The sequence below is a fragment of the Streptomyces sp. NPDC034085 genome (assembly GCF_055575555.1).
In genome coordinates, this window is sequence record NZ_JBVISL010000002.1 from 308,412 (window position 1) to 333,211 (window position 24,800).

Consider the following 24,800-nt stretch of genomic DNA (forward strand, 5'->3'; position numbering starts at 1 on the left):
TGTTGGGGGGGCTGTTCTTGTTGTATATGCCCCCCCTCAGAGCGGCGGCTGTGTACCCGACCCCCCCCCCCCCCCGCTGCTCGGCCGGCTAGGCGGAGAGCACCGACCGCAACTGGTCCAGCCCCCAGTCCAGGTCCTCCTTGCTGATCACCAGCGGCGGTGCGATGCGGATCGTCGACCCGTGGGTGTCCTTCACCAGGACGCCCAGCTCCATCAGCTTCTCGGAGACGTCGCGGCCCGTCCCGCGCGCCGGGTCGATGTCCACGCCCGCCCACAGCCCGCGGCCGCGTACGGCGGTCACCGCGCCGCCGCCGGTCAGCAGGTTCAGCTCCCGGTGCAGGTGGTCACCGAGTTCGGCGGCGCGCTGCTGGTACTCGCCGGTGCGCAGCATCGCGATCACCTCCAGGGCGACGGCGCAGGCGAGGGGGTTCCCGCCGAAGGTGGACCCGTGCTCGCCCGGGCGGAACACCCCGAGCACGTCCCGGTCGGCGACCACGGCGGACACGGGCACCACCCCGCCGCCGAGCGCCTTGCCCAGCACGTACACGTCGGGCACGACGCCCTCGTGCTCGCACGCGAAGGTCCGGCCGGTGCGGCCCAGGCCCGACTGGATCTCGTCCGCCATGAACAGCACGTTCCGCCGGCGCGTCAGCTCCCGTACGCCCGGCAGGTATCCGGCGGGCGGGACGAGGACGCCCGCCTCGCCCTGGACCGGTTCCAGCAGCACGGCCACCGTGTTGGCGGTGACGGCGGCGTCGAGGGCGGTCAGGTCCCCGTACGGGACGATCTCGAAGCCGGGTGTGTAGGGGCCGTAGTGGTCGCGGGCCTCGTGGTCGGTGGAGAAGGACACGATGGTCGTCGTACGGCCGTGGAAGTTGTTCGCCGCGACGACGATCTTGGCCTGGCCGTCGGGGACGCCCTTGACCTCGTACCCCCACTTGCGGGCCGTCTTGACCGCCGTCTCCACCGCCTCCGCGCCCGTGTTCATGGGCAGCACCATCTCCTTGCCGCACAGCGCGGCCAGTTCGGTGCAGAAGTCGGCGAAGCGGTCGTGGTGGAAGGCGCGGGAGGTGAGCGTGACCCGCTCCAGCTGGGCCCGGGCGGCGTCGATCAGCCGGCGGTTGCCGTGGCCGAAGTTGAGCGCCGAGTACCCGGCGAGCATGTCGAGGTACCGGCGGCCCTCCACGTCGGTCATCCACGCCCCGTCCGCCGACGCGACGACGATCGGCAGGGGGTGGTAGTTGTGCGCGCTGTGTTCCTCGGCGGAGCGGATGGCATCAGCAGTTCTCGACACGGGGTCTCCGATCGTCCGTCTGGCTGGTGGCGCGGGTGACGTGGGTGACGTCCTTTGTATCGTCGCTCGGATCGTGGACCCGGAAACCTCCCCGTAGCCGCGCCCGCTAGGGTGTGCGGTACGCACGGCGACTGGCGCACGGAGAACGGACTCCGGGGGAGTCGTGCGCGTACGACCGCAGACAGGGCCGCTCGCCTGGGCCTCGCGGGGACGAGAGACGACATCGACCCCGGAGGAGCCGCGATGACCGCGCACCGCCAGCCCGCCCTGTACGCCACCGACCCCGAGCTCGCCTCGCTCGTCACCGCCGAGGAGACCCTCCAGGCACAGACGCTGCGGCTGATCCCCAGCGAGAACTACGTCTCCGCGGCGGTCCTGGAGGCCTCCGGCACGGTCCTGCAGAACAAGTACAGCGAGGGCTACCCGGGCCGCCGCTACTACGAGGGCCAGCAGAACATCGACCGCGTCGAGGCGCTGGCGGTCGAGCGGGCCAAGGGCCTGTTCGGGGTGGACCACGCCAACGTCCAGCCGTACTCGGGCTCGCCGGCGAACCTGGCCGTCTACCTGGCCTTCGCCCGGCCCGGGGACACGGTGATGGGCATGGCCCTGCCGATGGGCGGGCACCTGACGCACGGCTGGGGGGTCTCGGCGACGGGCTCATGGTTCCGGGGCGTCCAGTACGGCGTCCGGGCCGACACCGGCCTCATCGACTACGACGAGGTCCGGGCGCTGGCCCTCGCGGAGCGCCCGAAGATCATCTTCTGTGGCGGTACGGCCCTGCCCCGGACCATCGACTTCGCCGCCTTCGCCTCGATCGCCGAGGAGGCGGGCTCGGTCCTGGTCGCGGACGTCGCCCACATCGCGGGCCTGATCGCGGGCGGGGCCCACCCCTCCCCGGCGGGGCACGTGGACGTGATCTCCACGACCACCCACAAGACCCTGCGCGGGCCGCGCGGCGCGATGCTGATGTGCCGGGAGGAGCACGCGAAGGCCATCGACAAGGCGGTCTTCCCCGGCCTCCAGGGCGGCCCGCACAACCAGACGACGGCCGGCATCGCCGTGGCCCTCCACGAGGCCGCGCAGCCGTCGTTCGTCTCGTACGCCCACGCGGTCGTCGCCAACGCGAAGGCGCTGGCCGGGGCGCTGCTGGAGCGGGGCTTCGACCTCGTCTCGGGCGGCACGGACAACCACCTGATCCTGATGGACCTGACCTCGCGGGGCGTGGCGGGCAAGGTCGCGGCGAAGGCGCTGGACCGGGCGGGGATCGTGGTGAACTACAACACGGTGCCGTTCGACCCGCGCAAGCCGTTCGACCCGTCGGGCATCCGCATCGGTACGCCGTCGCTGACGTCGCGGGGGCTGGGCGTGGAGCACATGCCGCTGGTGGCGGAGTGGATCTCCCGCGCCGTCGACGCGGCCGCCAAGGACGACGAGCCGGCCCTGGGCGCCGTCCGCGCCGAGGTCGCCGACCTCCTGGCCGCCTACCCGGCCCCGGGCCTCCCGCTGGCGTAGCCCCAGCCCCCGAGCTCCCGCTGCGCGGAGCCCCTCCCCGCCCCGCCCTTTCTCCGCTTCCGCCTCGAACGCCGGCGCCGGGGAACGGGCGAAGGGCGGGGTCGGGGACTCCGGCCCCGCGCGGCGGGCTCCCGGGCGCGGGCCCAGGACGGGTCGGGCACCTGAGAGAATGGCGGCATGGCTTCTGATCGTCCTCGCGCGCTCTCCGGCATCCAGCCCACCTCCGGCTCGTTCCACCTCGGGAACTACCTCGGAGCGATCCGCCAGTACGTCGCCCTCCAGGAGACGCACGACGCCTTCTACATGGTCGTCGACCTGCACGCGATCACCATGCCGCAGGATCCGAAGGACCTCCGCGCCAACACCCGCCTGTCCGCCGCGCAGCTGCTCGCCGCCGGCCTGGACCCCGAGCGCTGCACGCTCTTCGTCCAGAGCCACGTGCCCGAGCACGCGCAGCTCGGCTGGGTCATGAACTGCATCACCGGCTTCGGCGAGGCCAGCCGGATGACCCAGTTCAAGGACAAGTCCGCCAAGGGCGGGGTCAACAGCGCCAGCGTCGGCCTCTTCACGTACCCGATCCTCCAGGTCGCCGACATCCTGCTCTACCAGGCGAACGCCGTCCCGGTCGGCGAGGACCAGCGCCAGCACATCGAGCTGACCCGCGACCTGGCGGAGCGCTTCAACCAGCGCTTCGGCCGGACCTTCACGCTCCCCGCCGCGCACATCGTCAAGGAGGTCGCGAAGATCTACGACCTCCAGGACCCGTCGATCAAGATGTCGAAGTCCGCGTCCTCCCCGAAGGGCCTGATCAACCTCCTCGACGAGGCCAAGGTCACCGAGAAGAAGATCAAGAGCGCGGTCACCGACACCGGGGCCGAGATCCGCTTCGACACGGAGAACAAGCCGGGCGTCAGCAACCTGCTCACGATCTACTCCACCCTCACGGGCGAGTCGGTCCCCGCCCTGGAGGCCCGCTACGAGGGCAAGGGCTACGGCGCGCTCAAGACCGACCTCGCCGGCGTGATGGTCGATTTCGTCACACCCTTCAAGCAGCGCACCCAGGAGTACCTGGACGACCCGGAGACCCTGGACTCCCTGCTGGCCAAGGGCGCGGAGAAGGCGCGGGCGGTCGCCGCGGAGACCCTGGCGCAGGCGTACGACCGCCTCGGTTTCCTGCCCGCCAAGCACTGACGGACCGGCGCCCCTGGCGGCCGAGGGGGTGCTGGCGCCACACTGAGGCGGCAGCACCTCGTACACACACCAAGGAGACACACGTGGGGACCGTAACGCTCGGCGTTTCGATCGCGGTCCCGGAGCCGTACGGCCGCCAGCTCCAGGAGCTGCGCGCCGGCTTCGGGGACGCCGCCGCGCACGGCATCCCCACGCACGTCACCCTCCTGCCGCCCACCGAGGTGGAGGCGGAGCGGCTGCCCGCGGTCCGCGCCCACCTGGCGGAGGTCGCGGGCTCCTTCCGGGCCTTCCCGATGCGCCTGGAGGGGACGGGAACCTTCCGCCCCCTCTCGCCGGTCGTCTTCGTCCGGCTCGCCGAGGGCACGGCGGGCTGCACCCGCCTCCAGGGCCGCGTCCGCGATCCCGAGGGGCCGCTCGCGCGCGAGCTGGCGTTCCCGTACCACCCGCACGTCACGGTCGCCCACGGGATCTCCGACGAGGCGATGGACCGGGCCTTCGCCGAGCTCGCCGACTACGCCGCCGCCTGGCTGTGCCAGGGCTTCGCCCTCTACGAGCAGGGTTCGGACGGGGTCTGGCGCATGCTGCGCGAGTACCCCTTCGGCGCGGGCACCGCCGGCGTCCCCGCACAGCCCGCTCCGGTGGGCGACACGGCCGCGCGCCGCTCCTGACGCAGGAGCCGCAGGGCCCGGCGGGCACGGAACCGCAGGCCCCGCAGGACCAGCGTGTGGAACGGACGGGTCGCAGAACGAGCCGTAGGGCGAAAAGTCACAATCGACGACCGTACTGCCCGAAAGCGACAATCCTGGCTATTTCCGGCAGCTCATTTACGGTGGCCCCATGGACTGGCTGAAGAAACTCCCGGTGATCGGGCCGGCGGCCACGGCCGCCATGCGGACCCACGCCTGGCGTTCCTACGAGCGCCTCGACCGCGTGCACTGGACCCGCCTCGCCGCCGCGATCACCTTCATCAGCTTCCTCGCGCTCTTCCCGCTGATCACGGTCGCCGCCGCCATCGGCGCCACCCTGCTCAGCCAGGACCAGCTGGACAAGCTCCAGCACAGCCTCGCCGAACAGGTCCCCGGCATCTCCGACCAGCTCGACCTGGAGGGGCTCGTCGCCAACGCCGGCACCGTCGGCCTCGTCGCCGGCGCCGTGCTCCTCTTCACCGGCATCGGCTGGATCGGCTCGATGCGCGACTGCCTGCGCGCGGTGTGGGAGAAGGACGACGAGGACGAGGGCAACCCCTTCCTGCGCAAGGGCAAGGACGCCCTCGTCCTCCTCGGCCTCGGCGGCGCCGCCCTCGCCTCGGCCGCCGCGTCGATCGTGGGAGCCAGCGCGGTCGGCAAGTTCGCCGAAGTCCTCGGCATCCCGCGCGACGGCGTGGGCGGGGCGCTGCTGCGCGGCGCGGCCTTCGTCGTCGGCGTCCTGGCCGCCTTCCTGCTGCTGCTCTACCTCCTGACCCTGCTGCCCGGCGTCGACCCGCCCCGCGGCCGCCTGATCCAGGCGGCGCTGATCGGCGCGGCGGGCTTCGAGCTGCTGAAACTGCTGCTCAGCGGCTATATGCGGGAGGTCGCGGCCAAGAGCATGTACGGGGCCTTCGGCGTGCCGATCGCCCTGCTGCTGTGGATCAGCTTCACGGCGCGGCTGCTCCTCTTCTGCGCGGCCTGGACGGCGACCGGCCACCGGGACCCGGCCGAAGCGGACGACACGGACGACGCGCAGGACGCGGCCGGCGGAGCCGCGTCCGGGGAGTACCGCCCCGACGACGGGGCCGAAGCCGTTCCCTAGCCGGCTCTAGAGGGCGTCGCCGCCGCCACCGGGGCCGCGGCGGCCGCGCGGCCAGCGCCGGTTGACCACGAAGGCCCCGCCCGTCAGGACGGCCAGCGCCCCGCCCGCGATCCCGAGCGCCGTGCCGAGCCCGCCGGAGCCGGAGGCCGCCTGGCCGCCCGCCGCCGGCTTGCCCTTCCCGTGCGTCTGGGCGGGGGAGCCGAGCGGGGAGGCGTCCAGGCTCTTCGGCGGGACCAGCTCGCCGACCGGCTTGACCTTGCCGGCCGCGGCGAAACCCCAGTCGAAGAGCTGCGCGGTCTCCTCGTACACCCCGTTCAGGCCGCCGTTGTCCGGGTTCATGACCGTCACCAGCAGCTTCTTGTCACCGCGCTGGGCGGCGCCGGTGAAGGTCGAGCCGGCCATGGTGGTGTTGCCGTTCTTCACCCCGGCGATGCCCTTGTAGGGGGTGATGCCGCCGGCGCCGGTCATCAGCCGGTTGGTGTTCTGGATCTCGAAGTACTCGCGCGGCCGGCCCGCCTCCTGCCGGCCGGGGAACTTCGCCTCCGCCGTGCCGCAGTACTCGCGGAAGTCCTGCTTCTGCAGCCCGGAGCGGGCGACGAGGGTGAGGTCGTAGGCGCTGGACACCTGCTCGGGGGCGTCGTAGCCGTCCGGGGACACCACGTGGGTGTCCAGGGCCTGGAGCTCCTCGGCGTGCGCCTGCATGTCCTTGACGGTCTTCTCGATGCCGCCGTTCATGGCCGACAGCACGTGCACCGCGTCGTTCCCGGAGCGCAGGAACACGCCCAGCCACAGGTCGTGGACGCTGTACTCGTGGTCCTCCTTGACCCCGACCAGGCTGCTGCCCGGGCCGACGCCCTCCATGTCCTCGTCGGTGACCAGGTGCACCTTGTCCTTGGGAAGGCCGGGCAGCACCGTGTCGGCGAACAGCATCTTCATGGTGGAGGCCGGGGGCAGCCGCCAGTGGGCGTTGTGCGCCGCGAGGACCTCGCCCGTCTCGGCGTCCGCCACGATCCAGGAACGGCCGCTGAGGTTGGCCGGGAGGGCGGGCGCGCCGGGCAGCAGGTTGACCTGGGTCCCGGGCTGCCCGAGGCGGGCGCCGCCGACGGTGGACATCGAGGGGGGCGGCGCGGCGGCGTCCGGTGCCTTCGGGGGCTGTCCCTTCCCGTCGGCCGGCGGGGGCGGCGCCGGCGCCGCCTGGGCGGGCGCGCTCGCGGGTGCCATGAGCACCGCTGGAAGCAGCAGCGCGGCGGAAAGGACCGTCAGCGCGGTCTTCTTGGCAGACACGCAGGTGAACGTACATCCCGATTGACTGACCGGCGCCCGGGACCGGCCAACCGGGCCCGACCACCCCCGGTACGGCCCACCCCGGCGCGTCCGTCCTGGGGACGAATCCGATACTGGGGACATGAAACTCAGCCGCACCGCGTCCTGGTTCCTCGCAGCGTTCGGAGTCTGGTCCTGGGTGATCTGGTCCACGTTCGTCAAGAACCTCCTCCACGACGCCAGCGGTCTGGCTTTCGACGACGGCCGGCCCACGGCCTACTTCTGGGTCCACCTTCTCCTGGCGGTGACGTCCTTTCTCCTGGGGACGGCCGTTGGGGTGATCGGCGTGCGTGGTCTCCTGGCCCTGCGGCGGGAATCGCGATGACCGTGGTCGTGGTGATCGCGGCGGTGGCCGCGGTACTGGCGCTGCTGGGGCTGGTCCACCGGTGGCTGTGGGTCCGGCTGGTCCGCGACACGACCCGTGCGGGCGGGCCGCTCCGGCGGGCGGGCACGGTGCTGGCCTTCGCGCTGCCGCTGCTGGCGCTGGCGGCGCTCACCGCCGGACGGGCGGGCGCGCCGTTCTGGTTCGAGCGGCTGGTGGCGTGGCCGGGGTACATGTGGCTGGCGGTGCTGCTGTACCTGACGATGGCGATGGCGGTGGCGGAGCCGGTCCGCCGCCTCTGGCTCCGCCGGCCCGCCGCGCCCGGTGCTCCGCGGCCGCCGCAGGTTCCGGCCGCGGGCTCCGGGGCACTGCCCCCTGCCCCGGCGGGTACGGCCGGTACGTCCGGGGGAGACGGAGTCCGCGGCGCTGGCGAAGTGGCCGAGGCGCAGCCCCGTGTCGCGGCGGATGCGGCCGGGGATCCCGTCGCCGTGTCCGCGGGGCCGGGGGAGGAGCCGCGGCTGCGGGAAGGGGCGGGCGGGGGATCGGCCCCGCAGGGCCCCGCCCCCGCCGACCAGCCGGTCACCGCCCCGCAGGACGGCCCCGCCGGGCAGCCGGGCGCGGTGCCTGTTCCCGGCGACGCCGCGGCGCGTGAGGTGAGCCGGCGGGTGTTCGCCGCCCGGGTGCTCGGCGGGGCGGCCGTGGCCGCGGCCGGGGTGACCGTGGGGGCCGGGACCTACGGGGTGCTCCGCGGGCCGCGCGTCAAGCGGGTGCAGGTGCCGCTGGCCCGGCTGCCCCGCGCGGCGCACGGGTTCCGGATCGCCGTCGTCAGCGACGTCCACCTCGGTCCCGTCCTCGGCCGCGCCCACACCCGCCGCATCGTCGACACCGTCAACCGCACCCAGCCCGACCTCATCGCCGTCGTCGGTGACCTCGTGGACGGCGACGTCCACGACCTCGGCCCCGCCGCCGAGCCGCTGCGCGAGCTCCGCGCCCGCCTCGGCAGCTACTTCGTCACCGGCAACCACGAGTACTTCTCCGGCGCCCGGCAGTGGGTCGACCACGTCCGCGAACTCGGCCTCACCCCGCTGGAGAACGCCCGCCGCGAGCTGCCGCACTTCGACCTCGCCGGGGTCAACGACGTCCAGGGGGAGAGCGAGGGCCACGGCCCCGACTTCGGGGCGGCCCTCGGGGACCGCGACCGCTCCCGCACCTCCGTGCTCCTCGCCCACCAGCCGATCGTGATCGACGAGGCCGTCCGCCACGGCGTGGACCTCCAGCTCTCCGGGCACACCCACGGCGGCCAGCTGTGGCCCGGCAAGTACCTGGCCGAGCTGGCGAACCCGACCGTCGCGGGCCTGGAGCGCTACGGCGACACCCAGCTGTACGTCTCGCGCGGCGCGGGCGCGTGGGGTCCGCCGGTGCGGGTCGGAGCCCCGTCCGACATCACCGTCGTCGAACTCGCCTCGTACCAGGCCTGACCCGGTCCGACCGGGCGCCGGGGGCACTGGCTAGGGAGTGCTCCCCACGGTGTCGCCGTGGGCCAGCAGCAGGGTGCGCAGGGCGTCGGCGACCACGGACGCCGTGCCGGGGTCCAGCGGGGCCAGCAGCCGGGCGTAGTGCACCAGGTGCTCCTCCATGACGGCACCGCTGACCGCTAGGCCCGCGTCGGTCAGCCGGATCCGTACCGAGCGGCGGTCCGCCCCGTCGCGGACCCGCTCGACCAGGCCCTTGGCCTCCAGCCGGTCGATCCGGTTGGTGATGGCGCCCGAGGTGACCATCGCGGCCGGGATCAGGGCGCCGGCGGTCATCGCGTACGGCGGGCCCGACCGGCGCAGGCTGGCCAGGACGTCGAACTCGCCGACCTCCAGGCCGCGCTCGGCCATGAAGGCCTTGAGCTGCTTGTCGATGATCCGGGTCATCCGCTGGATGCGGGCCAGGACCTCGACCGGCCACAGACCCGCCGCGAGGTCGGGGCACTCCGCCTCCCACTGGCCGATGAAGGTGGCCACCGTGTCCTTCTCCCTGGCGTCTTCCATGGCCCCAGATTACCTCAACGTTAAGACACTTGACGTTGAACCACCGCCGGTGTTTTTATCTCAACGTTGAGATTGTCAAGGCTGAGATGTGAAGGGGAGGGGCCGTCATGACCGCCACCACCGGCACCGGCACGACCGTCGGGAGCAGGAGCACCGCCGTCCCGGAGCGCGGGACCGTCCCCGTCCTCTGGCTCGCCCTGCTGGCCACGCCCATCGCCGCCGGAGCCAACGCGCCGGTGCTGATCCTCCCCGACATGGCCGCCTCCCTCGGCGTCACCACCGCCGGCGCCGCCTGGCTGCTCACGGGCTTCGGCTGGGCGATCGCCGTCGGCACCCCGCTGCTCGCCGGACTCCTGCGCCGCCGGGGCCTCGCCGCGGTGCTGCGCCTGGCCACCGTCCTGGTCCTGGCCGGCACCCTGCTGGTCGCCGCCTCCCCCTGGCTCCCGCTCACCCTGGCCGGCCGCTGCGCCCAGGCGGCGGGCGGGGCCGGGCTGGTGGCGGCCGCGATCAGCCTCGCCGGAACCGCCCGCCGCATGGGCGTCGTCAGCGCCGGCTTCGGCATGCTCGGCGCGGCCGGGCCGCTGCTCGGCCGGGCCCTCGCGGACGGCGCCTCATGGCGGATCGCCCTCACCGTCCAGGCCGTGTCCCTGCTGGCGGTGCCCGCCGTCCTCCGCCGGGCCGGCGCGGGCACCCCGCCGGCCCCCGGCCGCTTCGACGGCCGCGGCGCCGCCCTGCTGACCGCGCTCGCCACCGCCCTGGTCCTGCTGCCGACCGCACCGCTCGCCGCCCTCGCCGCAGCCCTCGTCGCCGCCGCGCTGCTCACCCTGCACGTCCGCCGGCGCCCCGACGGGTTCGTGCCCGCCGAGCTGCTGCGCCGGCCCGTGTTCGTGGTCTCCTCGCTGCTCGCGCTGGCCCTGTCGGCCTCCTACTTCACGCTGCTCTTCGCGGTGCCCCGGCTGCTCGCCGACCGTGCCGGCTGGGACACCGCCGCCGCCGGCACCGGACAGCTGGTCGCGCTGCTCGCCGGGTCCGCGCTGTCCTGGCCGCTCGCCGCCGCCTCGGCCCGGATGAGCCGGACGGCCGTGCGCACGGTCCTCGTCACCACCGGCGCCCTGGCCGCGCTCGCCGGGATCCTCGGCACATCAGGGGCTCTGCTGCTGGCGGCCACCGCGGCGGGGGTGTTCACCGCCGGCGCAGCCAACGCCATCCTGTCCACGCACGCCGTGGCCGACGCCCCCGGGGAGGCCCAGCGGCCCAGCGCCATCGGCCTGTTCACCCTCTGCTACCAGCTCGGCGGCGCCTTCGGCCCGGCCGTCGCCGCCCTGCTGGTCCTCGGCTGAGACCCCGGGTTCCGGGACCGGGCGCTCACTCCTCGCCGGGGTGCGGGTCCGAGGCCCGCTTCCCGGCGCGCGAGGCCGCCGTCTGGGCCATGCCCGGCAGGAAGTCCGCGAACAGCTCGTGCACCTCGCGCACCAGCGGCCGCAGCACCCGGAACCGGGCCAGCACGATGCCCCGCGTGGTCAGCTGCGCACCGCGCTCGGCGAGCCGGCGCGTCTTCTCGCTGCCGGGCGAGCGGTCGAAGACCCAGTAGAGGACCAGGCCCATCTGCGAGAGCCACATCAGCTCCGGCAGTACGTCCGCCAGTTCGGCCGGCACCTTGGTCTTCGCCCCGGCCAGCACCTCGCGGTGGATGTCGATGGCCGCCTTGCGCGCCGGTTCCGATTCCACCGAGAAGGGGCTCAGCGGACTCTCCGGGTCCGCCGCGTTCTTGAAGAACTGGGAGGCGAACTCGTGGTACGGCTCCGCGATGTCCAGCCAGCTCGTCAGCACGCCGGCGAGCCGCTTCTGGAGGTCGGTCTCCTGGTCCAGGACGGGCCGTACGGCCGCCTGGTGTGCGGCGCCGATCCGGTCGTAGAACCCCTGGACCAGGTGTTCCTTCGACTCGAAGTAGTAGTACGCGTTGCCGACCGAGACCCCCGCCTCCTTGGCGATGCCCCGCATGGTCGTCTTGTCGAAACCGCGCTCCTGGAAGAGCCGGAGCGCGGTTTCGAGAATGAGCGTGCGGGTCTGCTCGCTCTTGGGCGCCTTCTGATCTGTCACGGTGTCCGACCTTATCGGGGCGCCGGGCACTGTTCGTCACAGGCCGGTTCTCCGGGCTCCGCTTGGGAATTGGTACGGACCGCGTGCCGGACGGCGGCGGCCGTGTACATGGCGGCCTTCGCGAAGGGCCGGCCTGCCGCGGTGGCGAGCCAGTCGGCCTTCGCACGGTGTTCGGCCAGCGCCCACAGGCAGACGATGAAGGCGTCCGTCCCGCGCCATACCTGCCCCCCGTCCCCGACGACGGTGATCTCGCGGAGGGTGTCGGCGTGCGCCAGCCGCGGGAACCGCCGCCAGGCCTCGGCGGAGGCCGCCGGCACGAGCCGCAGCGGGACCAGCTGCCGCTGCCCCAGCAGCCAGTTCCGGATGTGGACGCACACGGGGCAGTCGGCGTCGTACAGGACGGTCAGGTATCGGACGGCGGCCCGCGCGGCCCGCGCGCCCCGCGCCACCGGTCAGGCCCCGGCCGGCGCGGTCCACCCCTGCGGGGCGACCGGCGGCAGCGGCGGCATCTGCGGGGCCTGCCGCTCCATGATCCCGCGGCGGCGCATCCGGCTCAGGACCCACACGTTGCCGAGGTGCATGACGCCGAGGACCAGCAGGACGACGCCGAGCTTGACCGACAGCGCCTCGAAGAGGCCGCGCGCTTCGAGGATCGTCTCGCCCGAGCGCAGGTACAGGGTCACGAAGCCGACGTTGACCAGGTAGAAGCCGACCACCAGCAGGTGGTTGACGGCGTCGGCGAGCTTCTCGTTCCCCTGGAGGACGTCGCCGATGAAGACGCGGCCGTTGCGGCTGAGCGTACGGGCCACCCAGACGGTCAGCCCGATGCTGATGAGCAGGTAGATGACGTACGCGACCACGGTGAGGTCCATTGCCCCAGCCCCCTTGAACGTGTTCAACTCCTTGGCAGGGCTGACTCTAGACCTATTTTTGAACGGGTTCAAGCCTTGGTCAGCAGGGCGGCCGGTACCCGGCGCGGATCCCTGCGGGGCGGTCCGCCGCGACGATCGCGGCCTGGGGGCGGGGCGTCGCGGAGCCGTCGGAGTGGAGGACGGGGACCGGCTCCCGGACGGTGCCGACCTCGGCGCCGCGCCGGTCCGCGTGCGCGGCCGTCACCCGGTCCAGCGGCGCGGGCGTGAGCGTCCCCGTCTCGCGGACGTACGCGACGAAGCTCTCGAAGTCGCGCTGGTGGCGGTAGGGGGCCCGGAAGCCCGCGAGGGCGTCGTAGCCGTCGCACGCGAGGAAGGTGTACGAGGGCGCCGCGAGCCGGTAGGTGCCGGCGGGATCGAGCGGGACGCCGTCGATGAACACGTCCGCCGGATCCACCCGGTCGCCGACCCCGCCCCGGGCGTCGAAGGTGTAGCGCACGTTCCGGGAGACGGCCAGCGGCGCGAAGAGCAGCTCGCCGCTCGCCGCCCTCGTCCACTGCTGCTCCAGTGCGTCGTGGATCTGCCGTCCCGTCACCGTCGCGGTGACGACCGGGTTGCCGTAGCCGACGGCCCGCCAGGCCCGGCCGAAGGTGACCGCGCCGCCCGAAGCCGCGTCACGCACCAGGTCCCCGGCGATCACGGCCTGGCCCACCCGGGGAGCGGCGGCGACCAGGGCGAGCTGGGCCGGCACGTTGGGGTGGGCGTTGGCGTCGTTCTCCGGGTCGGACGGCCTGCGGCCCGCCCACAGCGCCCAGTCGGCGGCCAGGTCGCCCATGGTGCTCTCGCCGGCGGTGTCGCGCGTACGCCGGAACGAGCCGGTCTGCCGGCCGATCCGGGCGGCGTCGCGCGCGGCGGCCTGGCCGGCCCAGTAGTCGACGACCTCCTTGAGGTCCGGGTCCGGGGCGATGTCGCGGGTGTTGGGGTGGTTGGTCGACACGGTCAGCTCGCGGACCACCTGGCCGGTCACCGGGTCGAGGCGGAGGTTGATCTCGTTGATGAGCTGGCCGTGGCAGCCCGCCTCGACGAAGGGGCGGGGGACGCCGTCGGGATCCGGGACCATCATGTTGAACCGGCTGTGCCAGTGGCCGGTGACGATGGCGTCGAAGTCGGGGGAGACGCGCAGCGCCAGGTCGAGGGCCGGACCGGTGGGGTCGGAGCCGCTGTTGAAGTCGGCGCCGGCCACGGCCCCGTCGTGGACGCTGAGGACGAGGGCGCCCACGCCCCGGGCCTTCAGCAGGGCCGCGTACCGGTCGGCGGTGGCGACCTGGTCGAGGGTGGTGAGCCCGGGCTGGTAGGAGCCGGGCAGCAGCTCGGTGCCGAGGGCGGTGAGGTGGACGAAGCCGATCCGCAGCTCCTGTCCGGCGGCGGTGCGGACCGTCTCGATGTTGTACGCGGGCAGGACGGTGCGCCCGTCGGAACCCCGGACGACGTTGGCGCTGTGGTAGCGGAAGTCGCAGCCGTGGAAGCGGGCGCCCGAGGAGTCGGTGAAGGTGGCGTCGCGGCCCTCGACGGGGAACGGCACGCCCTGCTCCATGTGCCGGCGCAGCATGGCGGGCGACTTGTCGAACTCGTGGTTCCCGGCGGTCGCGAAGTCGAGGCCCATGCGGTTGAGCGCCTCGACGGTCGGTTCGTCGGCGAAGGCGGCGGCGTCGAACTCCCAGCCGGCGAAGGCGTCCCCGGGGGTGAAGAAGAGCGAGTTGGCCCGCCCGGCCCGGAGCCGGGCGAGGTGGGCGGCCATGTGGGCGACGCCGCCGACGGTGTACGTACGGCCCCCGTTGCCCGTGATGGTGGCGTCGCCGCCCGGGGCGGCCTGGAGGTAGCCGTGCAGGTCGGTGATGTTGAGGAGCTGTACGTCCACGTACTCGGCGGCGGTGGCCGCGTCCCGGGCGTCGTCGGTGGCGCGGGCGGGCACGCCGGTGGCGAAGGTGGCGGCGACGGTGCCGAGGGCGGTGAGGAACGTCCGCCGCCCGAGGCGCTGCGAACTGGCGCCGGGACGCGCGGTGCTGGTGGGCCTCGTCACAGCCGCCCATGCTCCCGGGCCGGGGCGCACGTGTCGAGGCGCCGTGCCGGGCTTCACCCCTGCGCGCCGGCCGGCTCGCCGGGGGCGCGCCCGCGGTGGGCGGCGTACACGAGCGAGGCCCGTACCCCTGGCAGGGGTACGGGCCTCGGCGGTCCACCGGCCTCAGCGGGGACCGGCGGACGGAGTCCGGCGCGTGAAGGGGATCAGAAGCGGCGGGTGATCAGCGCGCGCTTGACTTCCTGGATCGCCTTCGTGACCTCGATGCCGCGCGGGCACGCGTCGGTGCAGTTGAAGGTCGTGCGGCAGCGCCACACGCCGTCCTTGTCGTTCAGGATCTCCAGGCGCTGCTCGCCCGCCTCGTCACGGCTGTCGAAGATGAAGCGGTGGGCGTTGACGATCGCCGCCGGGCCGAAGTACTGGCCGTCGTTCCAGAACACCGGGCACGAGGACGTGCACGCGGCGCACAGGATGCACTTGGTGGTGTCGTCGAAGCGCTCGCGGTCCTCGGCGGACTGCAGGCGCTCACGCGTCGGCTCGTTGCCCTTGGTGACCAGGAACGGCATGACGTCGCGGTACGCCTGGAAGAAGGGCTCCATGTCGACCACGAGGTCCTTCATCACCGTGAGGCCCTTGATGGCCTCGACGGTGATCGGCTTCTCCGGGTTGATGTCCTTGATCAGCGTCTTGCAGGCGAGCCTGTTCTTGCCGTTGATCCGCATCGCGTCGGAGCCGCAGATGCCGTGCGCGCACGAGCGGCGGAAGGTCAGCGTGCCGTCGAGGTCCCACTTGATCTTGTGGAGACCGTCGAGCACGCGCTCCTTCGGGTCGATCTCGATCTGGAAGTCCTGCCACTCCGCCTCGGCCGAGACCTCGGGGTTGTAGCGGCGGATCCGGAACGTGACCGTGATGTACGGCGAAGCGGCGGCCGCCGCCTCCATCTTGTCCAGGGTCGGGGTGGCCATCAGTACTTACGCTCCATCGGCTGGTAGCGGGTGACGACGACGGGCTTGTAGTCCAGGCGCACGGAGTCCTGGCCGTCGGCGCCGACCTCGCGGTACGCCATGGTGTGGCGCATGAAGTTGACGTCGTCGCGGTTCGGGTAGTCCTCGCGGTAGTGACCGCCGCGGGACTCCTTGCGCGCCAGCGCGGACACGGCCATGACCTCGGCCAGGTCGAGCAGGTTGCCCAGCTCGATGGCCTCCAGCAGGTCCGTGTTGAAGCGCTTGCCCTTGTCCTGGACGGACACGTTCTTGTAGCGCTCGCGCAGCTCGGCGATCTTCTCGACCGCCGTCTTGATGGTCTGCTCCGTACGGAAGACCATCACGTTCGCGTCCATCGTCTCCTGGAGCTCCAGGCGCAGCTCGGCGACCCGCTCCTTGCCCGTGGAGTTGCGCAGCCGCTCGACGAGCTCGGCGACCTGCTGCGCAGGGTTCTCCGGCAGCTCGACGTAGTCGTTCTGGGCCGCGTACGCGGCCGCCGCGATACCGGAGCGCTTGCCGAAGACGTTGATGTCCAGCAGCGAGTTGGTGCCCAGGCGGTTCGCGCCGTGCACCGACACGCACGCGACCTCGCCGGCCGCGTACAGGCCGGGCACGACGGTGGTGTTGTCCGCCAGGACCTCACCCTCGACGTTGGTCGGGATGCCGCCCATGGCGTAGTGCGCGGTGGGCTGGATCGGGATCGGGTCCGTGTACGGCTCGATGCCGAGGTACGTGCGGGCGAACTCGGTGATGTCCGGGAGCTTCGCGTCGAGCTGCTCCGGCGGCAGGTGGGTCAGGTCCAGGTACACGTGGTCGCCCTCGGGACCGCAGCCGCGGCCCTCGCGGATCTCCGTGTAGATGGAGCGCGAGACGACGTCACGGGACGCGAGGTCCTTCATGACCGGCGCGTACTTCTCCATGAAGCGCTCGCCGTCCTTGTTGCGCAGGATGCCGCCCTCACCGCGGGCGCCCTCCGTCAGCAGGATGCCCATGCGCCAGATGCCCGTCGGGTGGAACTGGAAGAACTCCATGTCCTCCAGCGGCAGCCCGCGGCGGTAGCAGGCCGCCTGGCCGTCACCCGTGAGGGTGTGCGCGTTGGAGGTCACCTTGAAGAACTTGCCGGTGCCGCCGGAGGCGTAGATGACGGCCTTGGCCTGGAACACGTGGATCTCGCCGGTGGCGAGCTCGTACGCGACCACACCGGCCGACTTCTTGACGCCGTCCTCCTCGACCAGCAGCTGGTCCAGGACGTAGAACTCGTTGAAGAACTCCACGCCCTCCTTGACGCAGTTCTGGTACAGCGTCTGAAGGATCATGTGGCCCGTGCGGTCCGCGGCGTAGCAGGACCGGCGGACCGGCGCCTCGCCGTGGTTGCGGGAGTGGCCGCCGAAGCGGCGCTGGTCGATGGTGCCGTCCGGGGTGCGGTTGAACGGCAGGCCCATCTTCTCGAGGTCGAGGACCGCGTCGATGGCCTCCTTCGCCAGGATCTCGGCGGCGTCCTGGTCGACCAGGTAGTCACCGCCCTTGACCGTGTCGAAGGTGTGCCACTCCCAGTTGTCGTCCTCCACGTTGGCCAGCGCGGCGGCCATGCCGCCCTGCGCCGCGCCCGTGTGGGAGCGGGTGGGGTAGAGCTTCGTCAGCACGGCGGTGCGGCTGCGCTTCGTCGCCTCGATGGCGGCGCGCATGCCCGCGCCACCGGCGCCGACGATGACGGTGTCGTACTTGTGGATCTTCATGAGTCGATTCGCCTCAGCCCGTGCCTAGCGGATGTTCGGGTCGAAGGTGAAGATCACCAGCGTGCCCAGAAGGATGGTGAACACCGTGGCGGTGTAGAGCAGGCCCTTCAGCCACAGCCGCGTGTTGGCGCGCTCCGCGTAGTCGTTGATGACGGTACGCAGACCGTTGGCGCCGTGCAGCATGGCCAGCCACAGCATCAGCAGGTCCCAGACCTGCCAGAACGGGGACGCCCAGCGGCCGGCCACGAAGGCGAAGCCGATCTTGGAGACGCCGCCGTCCAGCACCAGCTGGATCAGGAGGTGGCCGATGACCAGGACGACCAGCACGATGCCCGAGAGGCGCATGAAGAGCCATGCGGCCATCTCGAAGTTGCCGCGGGTCGAGCGCGGGGTCTTGCCGGTGCGCTTGCGCGGGGCCTCGATGTAGGGCGCCGGGTTGTCGGTGTCGTAGAGGGAAACGCCCTCCACGTCGCCGATCGCCTTGGCGGAAGAAGTGTCAGAGGACATGCGTGTCACTTCCCGAACAGTTCGAGGTAGGCGTGGCCGAGTACGGGGTACAGGGCCCCGCCCATCAGCAGGACCCAAATGCCCACGACCCACCAGAGCATCGACTTCTGGTGGCGGGGGCCCTTGGACCAGAAGTCCACGGCGATGACACGGAGACCGTTGAGCGCGTGGAAGAGGATTGCGGCGACGAGGCCGTACTCCAGCAGCGCGACGATCGGGGTCTTGTAGGTAGCCACGACATCGTCGTACGCCTCGGGGGAGACGCGGACGAGAGCGGTGTCGAGGACGTGTACGAACAGGAAGAAGAAGATGAGGACGCCGGTGACTCGATGAGCCACCCAGGACCACATTCCTTCCCGGCCGCGGTACAACGTTCCAGCCGGCACGGAAAACCCTCCGGAAGCGGGGCGGGGGCCAGCCGGCTTCTTTGTCGGTCGGGCCCGGCCGGGTACGGTCCACCGGCCCCGGACATCGTAGCGACGCTTTGTCGGTTCCCTCGCCCGGGGTCCTCCGGTGTGATCAAACAGGCACGGACGGGCTATCCCACAGGGGCAAATAGCCCGAAATCGGCAGCAGACAGGCCGTCGTCCGGGTTCGGACGCTGCACACCGGCGAGACCGTCCAGCAGCCGGACCATCCGGGAGCGGGTCACCAGGCGCAGTTCGTCGGCGGCGATCGAGCGCTCCTCGTCGATCTCGTGAGCCATCCTGCGGCGGATCGCGGCCAGCAGCTGGTCCACCTGCTCCTCCGGCGGATGCCCGTCCAGGCAGATCACGAAGGCGTGCCCGAAGGTCCGCTCGTACTCCGCCCGCGCCGCGTCGAGCGCGAGCAGCGCGGCGTACGGGGCCCCCTGCCCCAGCTCGGCGGAGGACTCCCGGGCCAGCGCCTCGGAGAGGTCGCGCTGGGAGAGGTCGTACGCGGCCTCGTCGGCCGCCGCCAGCAGCGAGGCGGTGTCCGGGTAGGGGCGGTGGGCGGCGACCCGGTGGGCCCAGCGCCCGCTGCCGCAGCAGCGCAGCAGGACCGCGCGGGCGGTCTCGGGCGGCAGGCAGTTGAATCGCGCCAGTCCGGCGCCGGGGGCGGAGGCCGGGCCGCGGACCTGTGCCGGAAGGTGGCTGGACAGCGGAGTTCTCCTCGGGGCGTGCGCGGGGTGTGCCGCCACGCTAGCGATCTCGGAGGGGCCGCGCCCCGCTCGCGCGGGGATTTCACCCGGAAGTGAGCCGAAAGGATGAGGCCAGGAGGTTTGACCCGGCGCAAGAACGGTCAAGAGCCCGGCCGGGACCCGCGAGAAGGGGAGGGCGACCGAGGCCGCCACCCCCCACAGGAGAGGCCCCGGTCGCCATCCGTCACGGACTCGTGCGACAAGCCCGTATCCATGTCAGCGTATGGAGTGCGTTTTCTGTCACACCCCGCTCCGCGCAGGCTTGGTTGCTGGTTGTACAACTCGTGGACGAGAGGTGCGTGTAGGCCGTAACGTGCGGATTTGCGCCACACGTACAGGGACGTTGAACGGGTTGGGGACTTTGCTGGGGGACGACGCCGAGCTGACCGCCGCGGTGCTCGCGGCACAGGACGGCGACGAGAGCGCGTTCCGGACTGTGTACCGCGCCGTGCACCCACGCCTGCTCGGATACGTGCGCACGCTCGTCGGGGACGGCGACGCCGAGGACGTGACCTCGGAGGCCTGGCTGCAGATCGCCCGCGACCTCGCCTCCTTCACCGGGGACGCCGACCGCTTCCGCGGCTGGGCCGCCCGCATCGCCCGCAACCGGGCCCTCGACCACATCCGCATGCGCGGCCGCCGACCCGCCATCGGCGGCGACGAGACCGAGCTGACCGGGCGCGCCGCCGACAGCGACACCGCGGGCGAGGCCATGGAGGCGCTGTCCACCGGGCGGACCATGGCGCTGATAGCCCAGCTCCCGCAGGACCAGGCCGAGGCCGTCGTCCTGCGGGTGGTCGTGGGTCTGGACGCCAAGAGCGCGGCCGAGACCCTGGGCAAGCGCCCCGGCGCGGTCCGCACCGCCGCGCACCGGGGGCTGAAGAAGCTCGCGGAACTGCTGACCGCGGAGTTCGGCGCCGCCGGCCCGGCCGGTGCGGCGGGCGGGACGGAAATCGAAGCGGAGCCGCGGGCCCGGGTCGGCCATAATGCCGGGGACCAGGCACGGGAGCGTGATCTCGACGCGGTGCCCGCCCAGCGCGCGCGGGCGGGAGATCTGGTGAAGCAAACCGGTGTGACGCATTCACGTTGGCGGACGCAGAAGGACATGTGATGGCCGACGAGCACAACGCGTGGCTGGACGGGGCCACGGCGGACGAGCTGCTGCGCGGAGGAACACCCGGCCCGGCCGGAGCGGGCGCCGACCCGCGTGCCCGGGCGGAGGCCGCCCGTCTGCGCGCCGCCCTCGACGCCCTGACGCCCCGCGCCGCCGGGGGCGGGCTGCCCGGTGAAGAGGCCGCCCTGGCCGCCTTCCGCGCCGCCCGCGCCGAGGGGGCCCAGGCGGCCGGATCCGGCGCGCCCGCGAAGCCCGGCCCGGCCGGCGCCGGCCGCGCCGACGAGCCCCTGGTCGCCCTGGCCCCCGTACCGCCCGTACGCATCCCCGCGCAGCGGCGCCCCGCCACGGCCGCCCGCTTCGGGCTGGCGGCCGCGCTGGCCGGCGTCGCCGTCGGCGGGATCGCGGCCGTCGCCGGAGCCGGTCTGCTGGACCGCGCCGCGCACCTGACGGCGGGTCCCGCCCCGGCGGTCTCCGTCAGCGCCGACTCGGACCCGGAGCCCGCCGGGGACACCGCCGGCCCCACCCTGGTCCCGCAGCTGCGGCCGACCCCGTCCCTGGGCGGTGACGTCCCCGCGTCCAGCCCGGACGCGTCACGGATCCCGGGCACGGATTCCCGTACGCAGCCCGGGACGGCCCCCGGCCCGTCGGCCACGCCCGGTACCGCCACGGCGGGCGGCGGTGGCGCGGCCGGCTCGGACGGCAGCCGCGACGACCGGTTCATCGACAGCGGCGGGGGCGCCACCACCGACGGCGGCAGGGACCTGACGGGGCGGGACAAGCCCCGCCCCGAGGAGCTGTGCCGGGACAACAGGGCGAAGAAGCTCACCGACGACCGGCGTGAGTACCTCTCGAAGCTGGCCGGCGGGGCCGCCAAGGTCCAGCGCTTCTGCGCGACCCTGCTGGACGGGGCCACCCGCGGCCTCCCGCAGAGCGGGGCCGACCAGGGCAGCGCGCCCCTGCCGTCGCCGTCCTCCCTGACGGGCGGGGCGCTCGGCTTCCGCACCCGCTGACGAGGGCCGGCGCAGGCGCCGGAACGACGGCCGGACGAAGGCCTGAACGGCAGCCGGAACGAGCTGCGGAAACGTTTCGGCAAGCTCTCCGCGCAGGGCAGTAACACTTTTCGACCCCTCGGCGCAGTACGTATCGAGCCGACTGGTCATCGGCCGCGCACGAGCCGGGGTTCCCCCCGTACCCCTGGGCTCTGCGCAACCGGCGCGGGCGGGGCACGTTCCCCCGGCCCTGCCCGCGCCCTCACTCCTTCCGACCGCTCCGGGCCCGGCGGCTCACCAGTAGACGACGACCTTGTCGCCCACCTTCACCTGGTCGAAGAGCGCCGACAGCTTCCCCTTGTCCCGGACGTTCACGCAGCCGTGCGAGGCGCCGGCGTAGCCGCGGGCCGCGAAGTCCGACGAGTAGTGCACGGCCTGGCCCTGGCTGAAGAACATCGAGTACGGCATCGACGTGTGGTAGATCGTCGACGTCCACTCCTTCGCCTTCCACTCCACCTGGAAGAGGCCCTCGCGGGTCGGCGTGTTCTCCGACCCGAAGCGCACGTCCATCGTGGAGACGACCTTGCCGTCGATCATCCAGGCGAGGGTGCGGCTCTCCTTGCTGATGCACATCACCCGGCCCTGCATGCAGCGCGGGTCCGGGGCGTCCACCTCGTTGGTGGTCGGCGGGCGCAGCTCCTCGTCCGTCGGCTTCCGGCTGAGGCCCTGCACCTTCTGCCAGGTGGCCTCGTCCACCGAGCCGGTCGCGGCCAGCCCGTGCTGCGACTGGAACGTCCTGACCGCGGCGGTCGTCTTCGAGCCGTAGAAGGCGGTGGGCGCCGTCGACACCAGCTTGAGCTGGCGCAGCCTCGCCTGGAGCTCGCGGACCTGCTCGCTCTCGTCGCCGTTGGCCATGAGCGGCTTGGGGCCCGGAGCGGACGACTGCGAGGGCGACGGCGAGGACGACGAGGACGGGGACTGCGAGGGCGACGCGGAAGGCGACGCCTCGCCGGGCTTGTCGTCGCCCGCGGACGGGGAGGCCGCCGGGGAGCTGCCCGCCGGCGGCGCGGAGGGGGCGGCCGGAGCGGCGCCGGAACCCTGGGGCCCGCAGGCGGTCGCGGTGAGCGCGACGGCCGCGGCCAGGCCGAGCGTACGGATGATGGCTCTCTGTCGGTGCATGGCGGGTCCCCCGAGTTCAACGTCGTGTATCTAGGTGATGCCTCACGGGCGTGGACAGTTGCGGACGAACGCGCGATGTTGCCCCATTGTGACCAGCGGCCGTCGCGGGCTCGGTTGTACCAGCCCCCGGGCCCGTCGGCTCCACGGACACGGAGGGTTCCTCATGGCCCGTTCCACCGCACGCACCGAGAGCGGCATCCCCGTCGAACCGGTGTACGGTCCCGGCGACCTGACGGGCTGGGATCCCGAGGAGCGCCTCGGCAGCCCCGGGGAGTACCCCTTCACCAGGGGGATCCACCCCACGATGTACACCGGCCGGCCCTGGACCATGCGTCAGTACGCCGGATTCGGCACGGCCGCCGAGTCCAACGCCCGCTACCGGGCGCTCATCGAGGGCGGCGGGACCGGGCTGTCCGTGGCCTTCGACCTGCCCACCCAGATGGGGCACGACTCCGACGCCCCGCTCGCGCACGGGGAGGTCGGCAAGGTCGGCGTCGCCGTCGACTCGGTCGAGGACATGCGGGTGCTGCTGGCCGGCATCCCCCTCGACCGGGTGTCCACCTCGATGACCATCAACGCCCCGGCCGCGCTGCTGCTCCTGATGTACCAGCTGGTCGCGGAGGAACAGGGCATCACGGGCGGACAGCTGACGGGCACCGTGCAGAACGACGTCCTGAAGGAGTACATCGCGCGCGGGACCTACATCTTCCCGCCCGGCCCCTCCTTGCGGCTGACCGCCGACACCTTCCGCTACTGCCGCGAGGAGGTCCCCAAGTGGAACACCATCTCCGTCTCCGGCTACCACATGGCGGAAGCCGGGGCCTCGCCCGTGCAGGAGATCGCCTTCACCCTCGCCGACGCGATCGCCTACGTCCGCACGGCGCTCGCCGCCGGGATGGCCGTCGACGAGTTCGCGCCCCGGCTGTCCTTCTTCTTCGTCGCCCGGACCACGCTCCTGGAGGAGGTGGCCAAGTTCCGTGCCGCCCGGCGGATCTGGGCCCGGGTGATGCGCGAGGAGTTCGGGGCCCGGGACCCCAGGTCGCTGATGCTGCGCTTCCACACCCAGACGGCCGGGGTGCAGCTGACGGCGCAGCAGCCCGAACTGAACCTCGTACGCGTGGCCGTGCAGGCGCTGTCCGCCGTGCTGGGCGGCACCCAGTCGCTGCACACCAACTCCTTCGACGAGGCCATCGCGCTGCCGACGGAGAAGGCGGCCCGGCTCGCGCTGCGCACCCAGCAGGTGCTGGCGTACGAGACGGACGTGCCGCTGACGGTCGACCCCTTCGCCGGGTCGTACGCGGTGGAGCGCATGACGGACGAGGTGGAGGCGGCCGCGCTCGCGCTCATGCGACGGGTCGAGGACATGGGCGGGGCGGTCGCGGCGATCGAGGCCGGGTTCCAGAAGGAGGAGATCGAGGCCAACGCCTACCGCATCGCGCGGGAGCAGGAGAGCGGGGAGCGGGTCGTGGTCGGCGTCAACCGCTTCGCCCTGGAACGGGAGGAGCGCTACGAGCCGCTGCGCGTCGACCCGGCCATCGAGGCCCGGCAGTGCGCCGCCCTGGAGCGGCTGAGGGCGGAGCGGGACGGGCGGGCGGTGGCCGGGGCGCTGGCCGCGCTGCGGGAGGCGGCGGCCGGGACGCGGGACAACGTCCTCTACCCGATGAAGGAGGCCCTGCGGGCACGGGCCACGGTGGGGGAGGTGTGCGGGGTGCTGCGGGAGGTCTGGGGCGGCTACGAACCGTCCGGTTCCGGTCACTGAAACCGACTGACGCGACAGGTGTGTCCTCATGGGACACTCCTGCTCATGCTGGGTGTGCCAGATCTTCCTACCTATCTCGCCGCTGTCGTCCTGATCGTGCTGCTGCCGGGGCCGAACTCGCTGTACGTGCTCTCCGTCGCCTCTCGGCGCGGGATCGCGGAGGGCTACAAGGCCGCCTGCGGGGTGTTCACCGGGGACACCGTGCTGATGGTGCTCGCGGCGGTGGGCGCGGGCGCGCTGCTCCAGGCGAGCCCGGTGCTGTTCACCGCGGTCAAGGTGCTCGGCGTCGGGTACCTCGGCTGGCTGGCCGTGGGAATGATGCGGGCCGCCTGGGGGATGTGGCGCACCCGCGGGGACCGCCACGAGGAGCCCGTGGCGGCGGAGGAGCCGGCCGGCGCGGCCGAGCGGCCCTACCGGCGGGCGCTGCTGGTCAGCCTGTTCAACCCGAAGGCGATCCTCTTCCTGCTGTCGTTCTTCGTGCAGTTCGTCGACCCCGGGTACGCCTACCCGGCGCTGTCGTTCCTGCTGCTCGGAACGGTCTCCCAGCTGATCAGCCTCCTCTACCTGTCCACGCTGATCTTCGCCGGCACCCGCCTGTCCGCCGCCTTCCGCCGCCGCAAGCGGCTCTCGGCCGGGGCCACCTCGGCGGCCGGCGTGATCTTCCTCGGCTTCGCCGCCAAGCTCGCGGTCGGCTGACCGGGCGCACCGGCCTCGCTGACCGTCCGTCGGGGCCCGGTCGGCCGTACGATCGTCAGCTTTGCGTCCACGGTCGTCCACACGCTGCCGTACGCACTGACCGGCACTGGCGTGACGGTGGCCGTATGCGGTATCGACCCCGCCCGGCCCGCCCCCGGCGCCCCGC

Annotated in this window: 24 protein-coding genes and 1 riboswitch; of the genes, 11 read left to right on the top strand and 13 right to left on the bottom strand. The window is 72.7% G+C overall.

What is annotated here, in order from left to right; translation table 11 throughout:
* Positions 1-88: 88 nt before the first annotated feature.
* Positions 89-1,294 (bottom strand): ornithine--oxo-acid transaminase, encoded by a 1,206-nt coding sequence (gene rocD, locus ACZ501_RS06650; protein ID WP_361601361.1) that lies wholly within the window; start codon positions 1,292-1,294, stop codon positions 89-91.
* Between the two features lie 117 nt (positions 1,295-1,411).
* A riboswitch (ZMP/ZTP riboswitch) is annotated at positions 1,412-1,502 on the top strand.
* 35 nt (positions 1,503-1,537) lie between these two features.
* On the opposite strand from rocD, the gene ACZ501_RS06655 reads away from it, so the two are divergent.
* The 4 genes from ACZ501_RS06655 to ACZ501_RS06670 all read left to right on the top strand — a co-directional run bounded on the left by ACZ501_RS06655 (position 1,538) and on the right by ACZ501_RS06670 (position 5,785).
* Entirely contained in the window at positions 1,538-2,806 is a 1,269-nt protein-coding gene (locus ACZ501_RS06655; RefSeq protein ID WP_468793038.1) for a serine hydroxymethyltransferase, read from the top strand.
* A 177-nt stretch (positions 2,807-2,983) separates the two neighbouring features.
* Positions 2,984-3,997, top strand: coding sequence for a tryptophan--tRNA ligase (gene trpS / locus ACZ501_RS06660; RefSeq protein ID WP_361601355.1), 1,014 nt, complete (start codon positions 2,984-2,986; stop codon positions 3,995-3,997).
* An 83-nt stretch (positions 3,998-4,080) separates the two neighbouring features.
* Entirely contained in the window at positions 4,081-4,665 is a 585-nt protein-coding gene (locus ACZ501_RS06665; protein ID WP_361601352.1) for a 2'-5' RNA ligase family protein, read from the top strand.
* 169 nt (positions 4,666-4,834) lie between these two features.
* Complete coding sequence (locus ACZ501_RS06670; RefSeq protein WP_361601349.1) at positions 4,835-5,785, top strand: YihY/virulence factor BrkB family protein; 951 nt, start codon at positions 4,835-4,837, stop codon at positions 5,783-5,785.
* A 6-nt stretch (positions 5,786-5,791) separates the two neighbouring features.
* Here the strand turns inward: ACZ501_RS06670 and ACZ501_RS06675 are convergent, their stop codons facing one another.
* Entirely contained in the window at positions 5,792-7,069 is a 1,278-nt protein-coding gene (locus ACZ501_RS06675; RefSeq protein ID WP_468793041.1) for a D-alanyl-D-alanine carboxypeptidase family protein, read from the bottom strand.
* A 121-nt stretch (positions 7,070-7,190) separates the two neighbouring features.
* Here ACZ501_RS06675 and ACZ501_RS06680 point away from each other — a divergent pair, with 121 nt between their 5' ends.
* Both ACZ501_RS06680 and ACZ501_RS06685 read left to right on the top strand, forming a co-directional pair.
* Positions 7,191-7,433 carry an SCO4848 family membrane protein gene (locus tag ACZ501_RS06680; protein ID WP_468793044.1) on the top strand — a complete coding sequence of 81 codons (243 nt, stop codon included), beginning with the start codon at positions 7,191-7,193 and terminating at the stop codon, positions 7,431-7,433.
* Positions 7,430-8,908 (top strand): metallophosphoesterase, encoded by a 1,479-nt coding sequence (locus ACZ501_RS06685; protein WP_468793047.1) that lies wholly within the window; start codon positions 7,430-7,432, stop codon positions 8,906-8,908. The genes ACZ501_RS06680 and ACZ501_RS06685 overlap by 4 nt, the downstream gene beginning before the upstream one ends.
* 30 nt (positions 8,909-8,938) lie before the next feature.
* Here the strand turns inward: ACZ501_RS06685 and ACZ501_RS06690 are convergent, their stop codons facing one another.
* Positions 8,939-9,466, bottom strand: a complete 528-nt coding sequence (locus ACZ501_RS06690; RefSeq protein ID WP_468793050.1) for a MarR family winged helix-turn-helix transcriptional regulator — start codon at positions 9,464-9,466, stop codon at positions 8,939-8,941.
* Positions 9,467-9,573: 107 nt separating this feature from the next.
* Here ACZ501_RS06690 and ACZ501_RS06695 point away from each other — a divergent pair, with 107 nt between their 5' ends.
* Entirely contained in the window at positions 9,574-10,806 is a 1,233-nt protein-coding gene (locus ACZ501_RS06695; protein WP_468793052.1) for an MFS transporter, read from the top strand.
* Between the two features lie 25 nt (positions 10,807-10,831).
* Here the strand turns inward: ACZ501_RS06695 and ACZ501_RS06700 are convergent, their stop codons facing one another.
* The 9 genes from ACZ501_RS06700 to ACZ501_RS06740 form a co-directional block, all read right to left on the bottom strand.
* Complete coding sequence (locus ACZ501_RS06700; RefSeq protein ID WP_468793055.1) at positions 10,832-11,566, bottom strand: TetR/AcrR family transcriptional regulator; 735 nt, start codon at positions 11,564-11,566, stop codon at positions 10,832-10,834.
* An 11-nt stretch (positions 11,567-11,577) separates the two neighbouring features.
* The gene (locus ACZ501_RS06705; RefSeq protein ID WP_468793058.1) at positions 11,578-12,015 is read right to left on the bottom strand and encodes a thiol-disulfide oxidoreductase DCC family protein; all 438 of its coding nucleotides are present in this window, start codon (positions 12,013-12,015) and stop codon (positions 11,578-11,580) included.
* 3 nt (positions 12,016-12,018) lie between these two features.
* The gene (locus ACZ501_RS06710) at positions 12,019-12,438 is read right to left on the bottom strand and encodes a hypothetical protein (protein ID WP_361601325.1); all 420 of its coding nucleotides are present in this window, start codon (positions 12,436-12,438) and stop codon (positions 12,019-12,021) included.
* A gap of 79 nt (positions 12,439-12,517) precedes the next feature.
* Positions 12,518-14,515, bottom strand: a complete 1,998-nt coding sequence (locus ACZ501_RS06715) for a bifunctional metallophosphatase/5'-nucleotidase (protein WP_361601322.1) — start codon at positions 14,513-14,515, stop codon at positions 12,518-12,520.
* A gap of 203 nt (positions 14,516-14,718) precedes the next feature.
* Positions 14,719-15,477, bottom strand: coding sequence for a succinate dehydrogenase iron-sulfur subunit (locus ACZ501_RS06720; protein ID WP_007266035.1), 759 nt, complete (start codon positions 15,475-15,477; stop codon positions 14,719-14,721).
* Positions 15,477-17,231: a succinate dehydrogenase flavoprotein subunit gene (sdhA, locus tag ACZ501_RS06725; RefSeq protein WP_361601318.1), complete on the bottom strand. Its 1,755-nt coding sequence runs from the start codon at positions 17,229-17,231 to the stop codon at positions 15,477-15,479. Before sdhA ends, ACZ501_RS06720 begins: the two co-directional genes overlap by 1 nt.
* A gap of 24 nt (positions 17,232-17,255) precedes the next feature.
* Positions 17,256-17,738 (bottom strand): succinate dehydrogenase hydrophobic membrane anchor subunit, encoded by a 483-nt coding sequence (locus tag ACZ501_RS06730; protein WP_267033120.1) that lies wholly within the window; start codon positions 17,736-17,738, stop codon positions 17,256-17,258.
* A 5-nt stretch (positions 17,739-17,743) separates the two neighbouring features.
* A complete protein-coding gene (gene sdhC / locus ACZ501_RS06735; protein WP_361601315.1) occupies positions 17,744-18,124 on the bottom strand; it encodes a succinate dehydrogenase, cytochrome b556 subunit in 381 nt (126 codons plus the stop codon).
* Between the two features lie 152 nt (positions 18,125-18,276).
* Positions 18,277-18,897 (bottom strand): 2-oxo-4-hydroxy-4-carboxy-5-ureidoimidazoline decarboxylase, encoded by a 621-nt coding sequence (locus ACZ501_RS06740; protein ID WP_361601312.1) that lies wholly within the window; start codon positions 18,895-18,897, stop codon positions 18,277-18,279.
* Between the two features lie 361 nt (positions 18,898-19,258).
* Here ACZ501_RS06740 and ACZ501_RS06745 point away from each other — a divergent pair, with 361 nt between their 5' ends.
* Positions 19,259-20,008, top strand: a complete 750-nt coding sequence (locus tag ACZ501_RS06745; protein ID WP_361601388.1) for an RNA polymerase sigma factor — start codon at positions 19,259-19,261, stop codon at positions 20,006-20,008.
* Positions 20,008-21,021 (top strand): hypothetical protein, encoded by a 1,014-nt coding sequence (locus ACZ501_RS06750; RefSeq protein WP_468793061.1) that lies wholly within the window; start codon positions 20,008-20,010, stop codon positions 21,019-21,021. Before ACZ501_RS06745 ends, ACZ501_RS06750 begins: the two co-directional genes overlap by 1 nt.
* 273 nt (positions 21,022-21,294) lie before the next feature.
* On the opposite strand, the gene ACZ501_RS06755 is transcribed toward ACZ501_RS06750, so the two are convergent.
* Positions 21,295-22,179 carry a L,D-transpeptidase family protein gene (locus ACZ501_RS06755; protein ID WP_362463860.1) on the bottom strand — a complete coding sequence of 295 codons (885 nt, stop codon included), beginning with the start codon at positions 22,177-22,179 and terminating at the stop codon, positions 21,295-21,297.
* Between the two features lie 163 nt (positions 22,180-22,342).
* Between ACZ501_RS06755 and ACZ501_RS06760 the strand changes: the two genes are divergently transcribed.
* Together ACZ501_RS06760 and leuE are read left to right on the top strand one after the other, a co-directional pair.
* Positions 22,343-23,938, top strand: a complete 1,596-nt coding sequence (locus ACZ501_RS06760; RefSeq protein WP_468793064.1) for an acyl-CoA mutase large subunit family protein — start codon at positions 22,343-22,345, stop codon at positions 23,936-23,938.
* 45 nt (positions 23,939-23,983) lie between these two features.
* Positions 23,984-24,634 (top strand): leucine efflux protein LeuE, encoded by a 651-nt coding sequence (leuE, locus tag ACZ501_RS06765; protein WP_468793067.1) that lies wholly within the window; start codon positions 23,984-23,986, stop codon positions 24,632-24,634.
* Positions 24,635-24,800: the final 166 nt, after the last annotated feature.

Bases quoted from the DNA above. Each gene is read 5' to 3' on its own strand.
- ACZ501_RS06655 (WP_468793038.1), top strand. From the start codon at position 1,538: ATGACCGCGCACCGCCAGCCCGCCCTGTACGCCACCGACCCCGAGCTC.
- trpS (WP_361601355.1), top strand. From the start codon at position 2,984: ATGGCTTCTGATCGTCCTCGCGCGCTCTCCGGCATCCAGCCCACCTCC.
- ACZ501_RS06670 (WP_361601349.1), top strand. From the start codon at position 4,835: ATGGACTGGCTGAAGAAACTCCCGGTGATCGGGCCGGCGGCCACGGCC.
- ACZ501_RS06680 (WP_468793044.1), top strand. From the start codon at position 7,191: ATGAAACTCAGCCGCACCGCGTCCTGGTTCCTCGCAGCGTTCGGAGTC.
- ACZ501_RS06685 (WP_468793047.1), top strand. From the start codon at position 7,430: ATGACCGTGGTCGTGGTGATCGCGGCGGTGGCCGCGGTACTGGCGCTG.
- ACZ501_RS06690 (WP_468793050.1), bottom strand. From the start codon at position 9,466: ATGGAAGACGCCAGGGAGAAGGACACGGTGGCCACCTTCATCGGCCAG.
- ACZ501_RS06695 (WP_468793052.1), top strand. From the start codon at position 9,574: ATGACCGCCACCACCGGCACCGGCACGACCGTCGGGAGCAGGAGCACC.
- ACZ501_RS06710 (WP_361601325.1), bottom strand. From the start codon at position 12,438: ATGGACCTCACCGTGGTCGCGTACGTCATCTACCTGCTCATCAGCATC.
- ACZ501_RS06720 (WP_007266035.1), bottom strand. From the start codon at position 15,477: ATGGCCACCCCGACCCTGGACAAGATGGAGGCGGCGGCCGCCGCTTCG.
- sdhA (WP_361601318.1), bottom strand. From the start codon at position 17,231: ATGAAGATCCACAAGTACGACACCGTCATCGTCGGCGCCGGTGGCGCG.
- ACZ501_RS06730 (WP_267033120.1), bottom strand. From the start codon at position 17,738: ATGTCCTCTGACACTTCTTCCGCCAAGGCGATCGGCGACGTGGAGGGC.
- ACZ501_RS06750 (WP_468793061.1), top strand. From the start codon at position 20,008: ATGGCCGACGAGCACAACGCGTGGCTGGACGGGGCCACGGCGGACGAG.
- ACZ501_RS06755 (WP_362463860.1), bottom strand. From the start codon at position 22,179: ATGCACCGACAGAGAGCCATCATCCGTACGCTCGGCCTGGCCGCGGCC.
- ACZ501_RS06760 (WP_468793064.1), top strand. From the start codon at position 22,343: ATGGCCCGTTCCACCGCACGCACCGAGAGCGGCATCCCCGTCGAACCG.
- leuE (WP_468793067.1), top strand. From the start codon at position 23,984: ATGCTGGGTGTGCCAGATCTTCCTACCTATCTCGCCGCTGTCGTCCTG.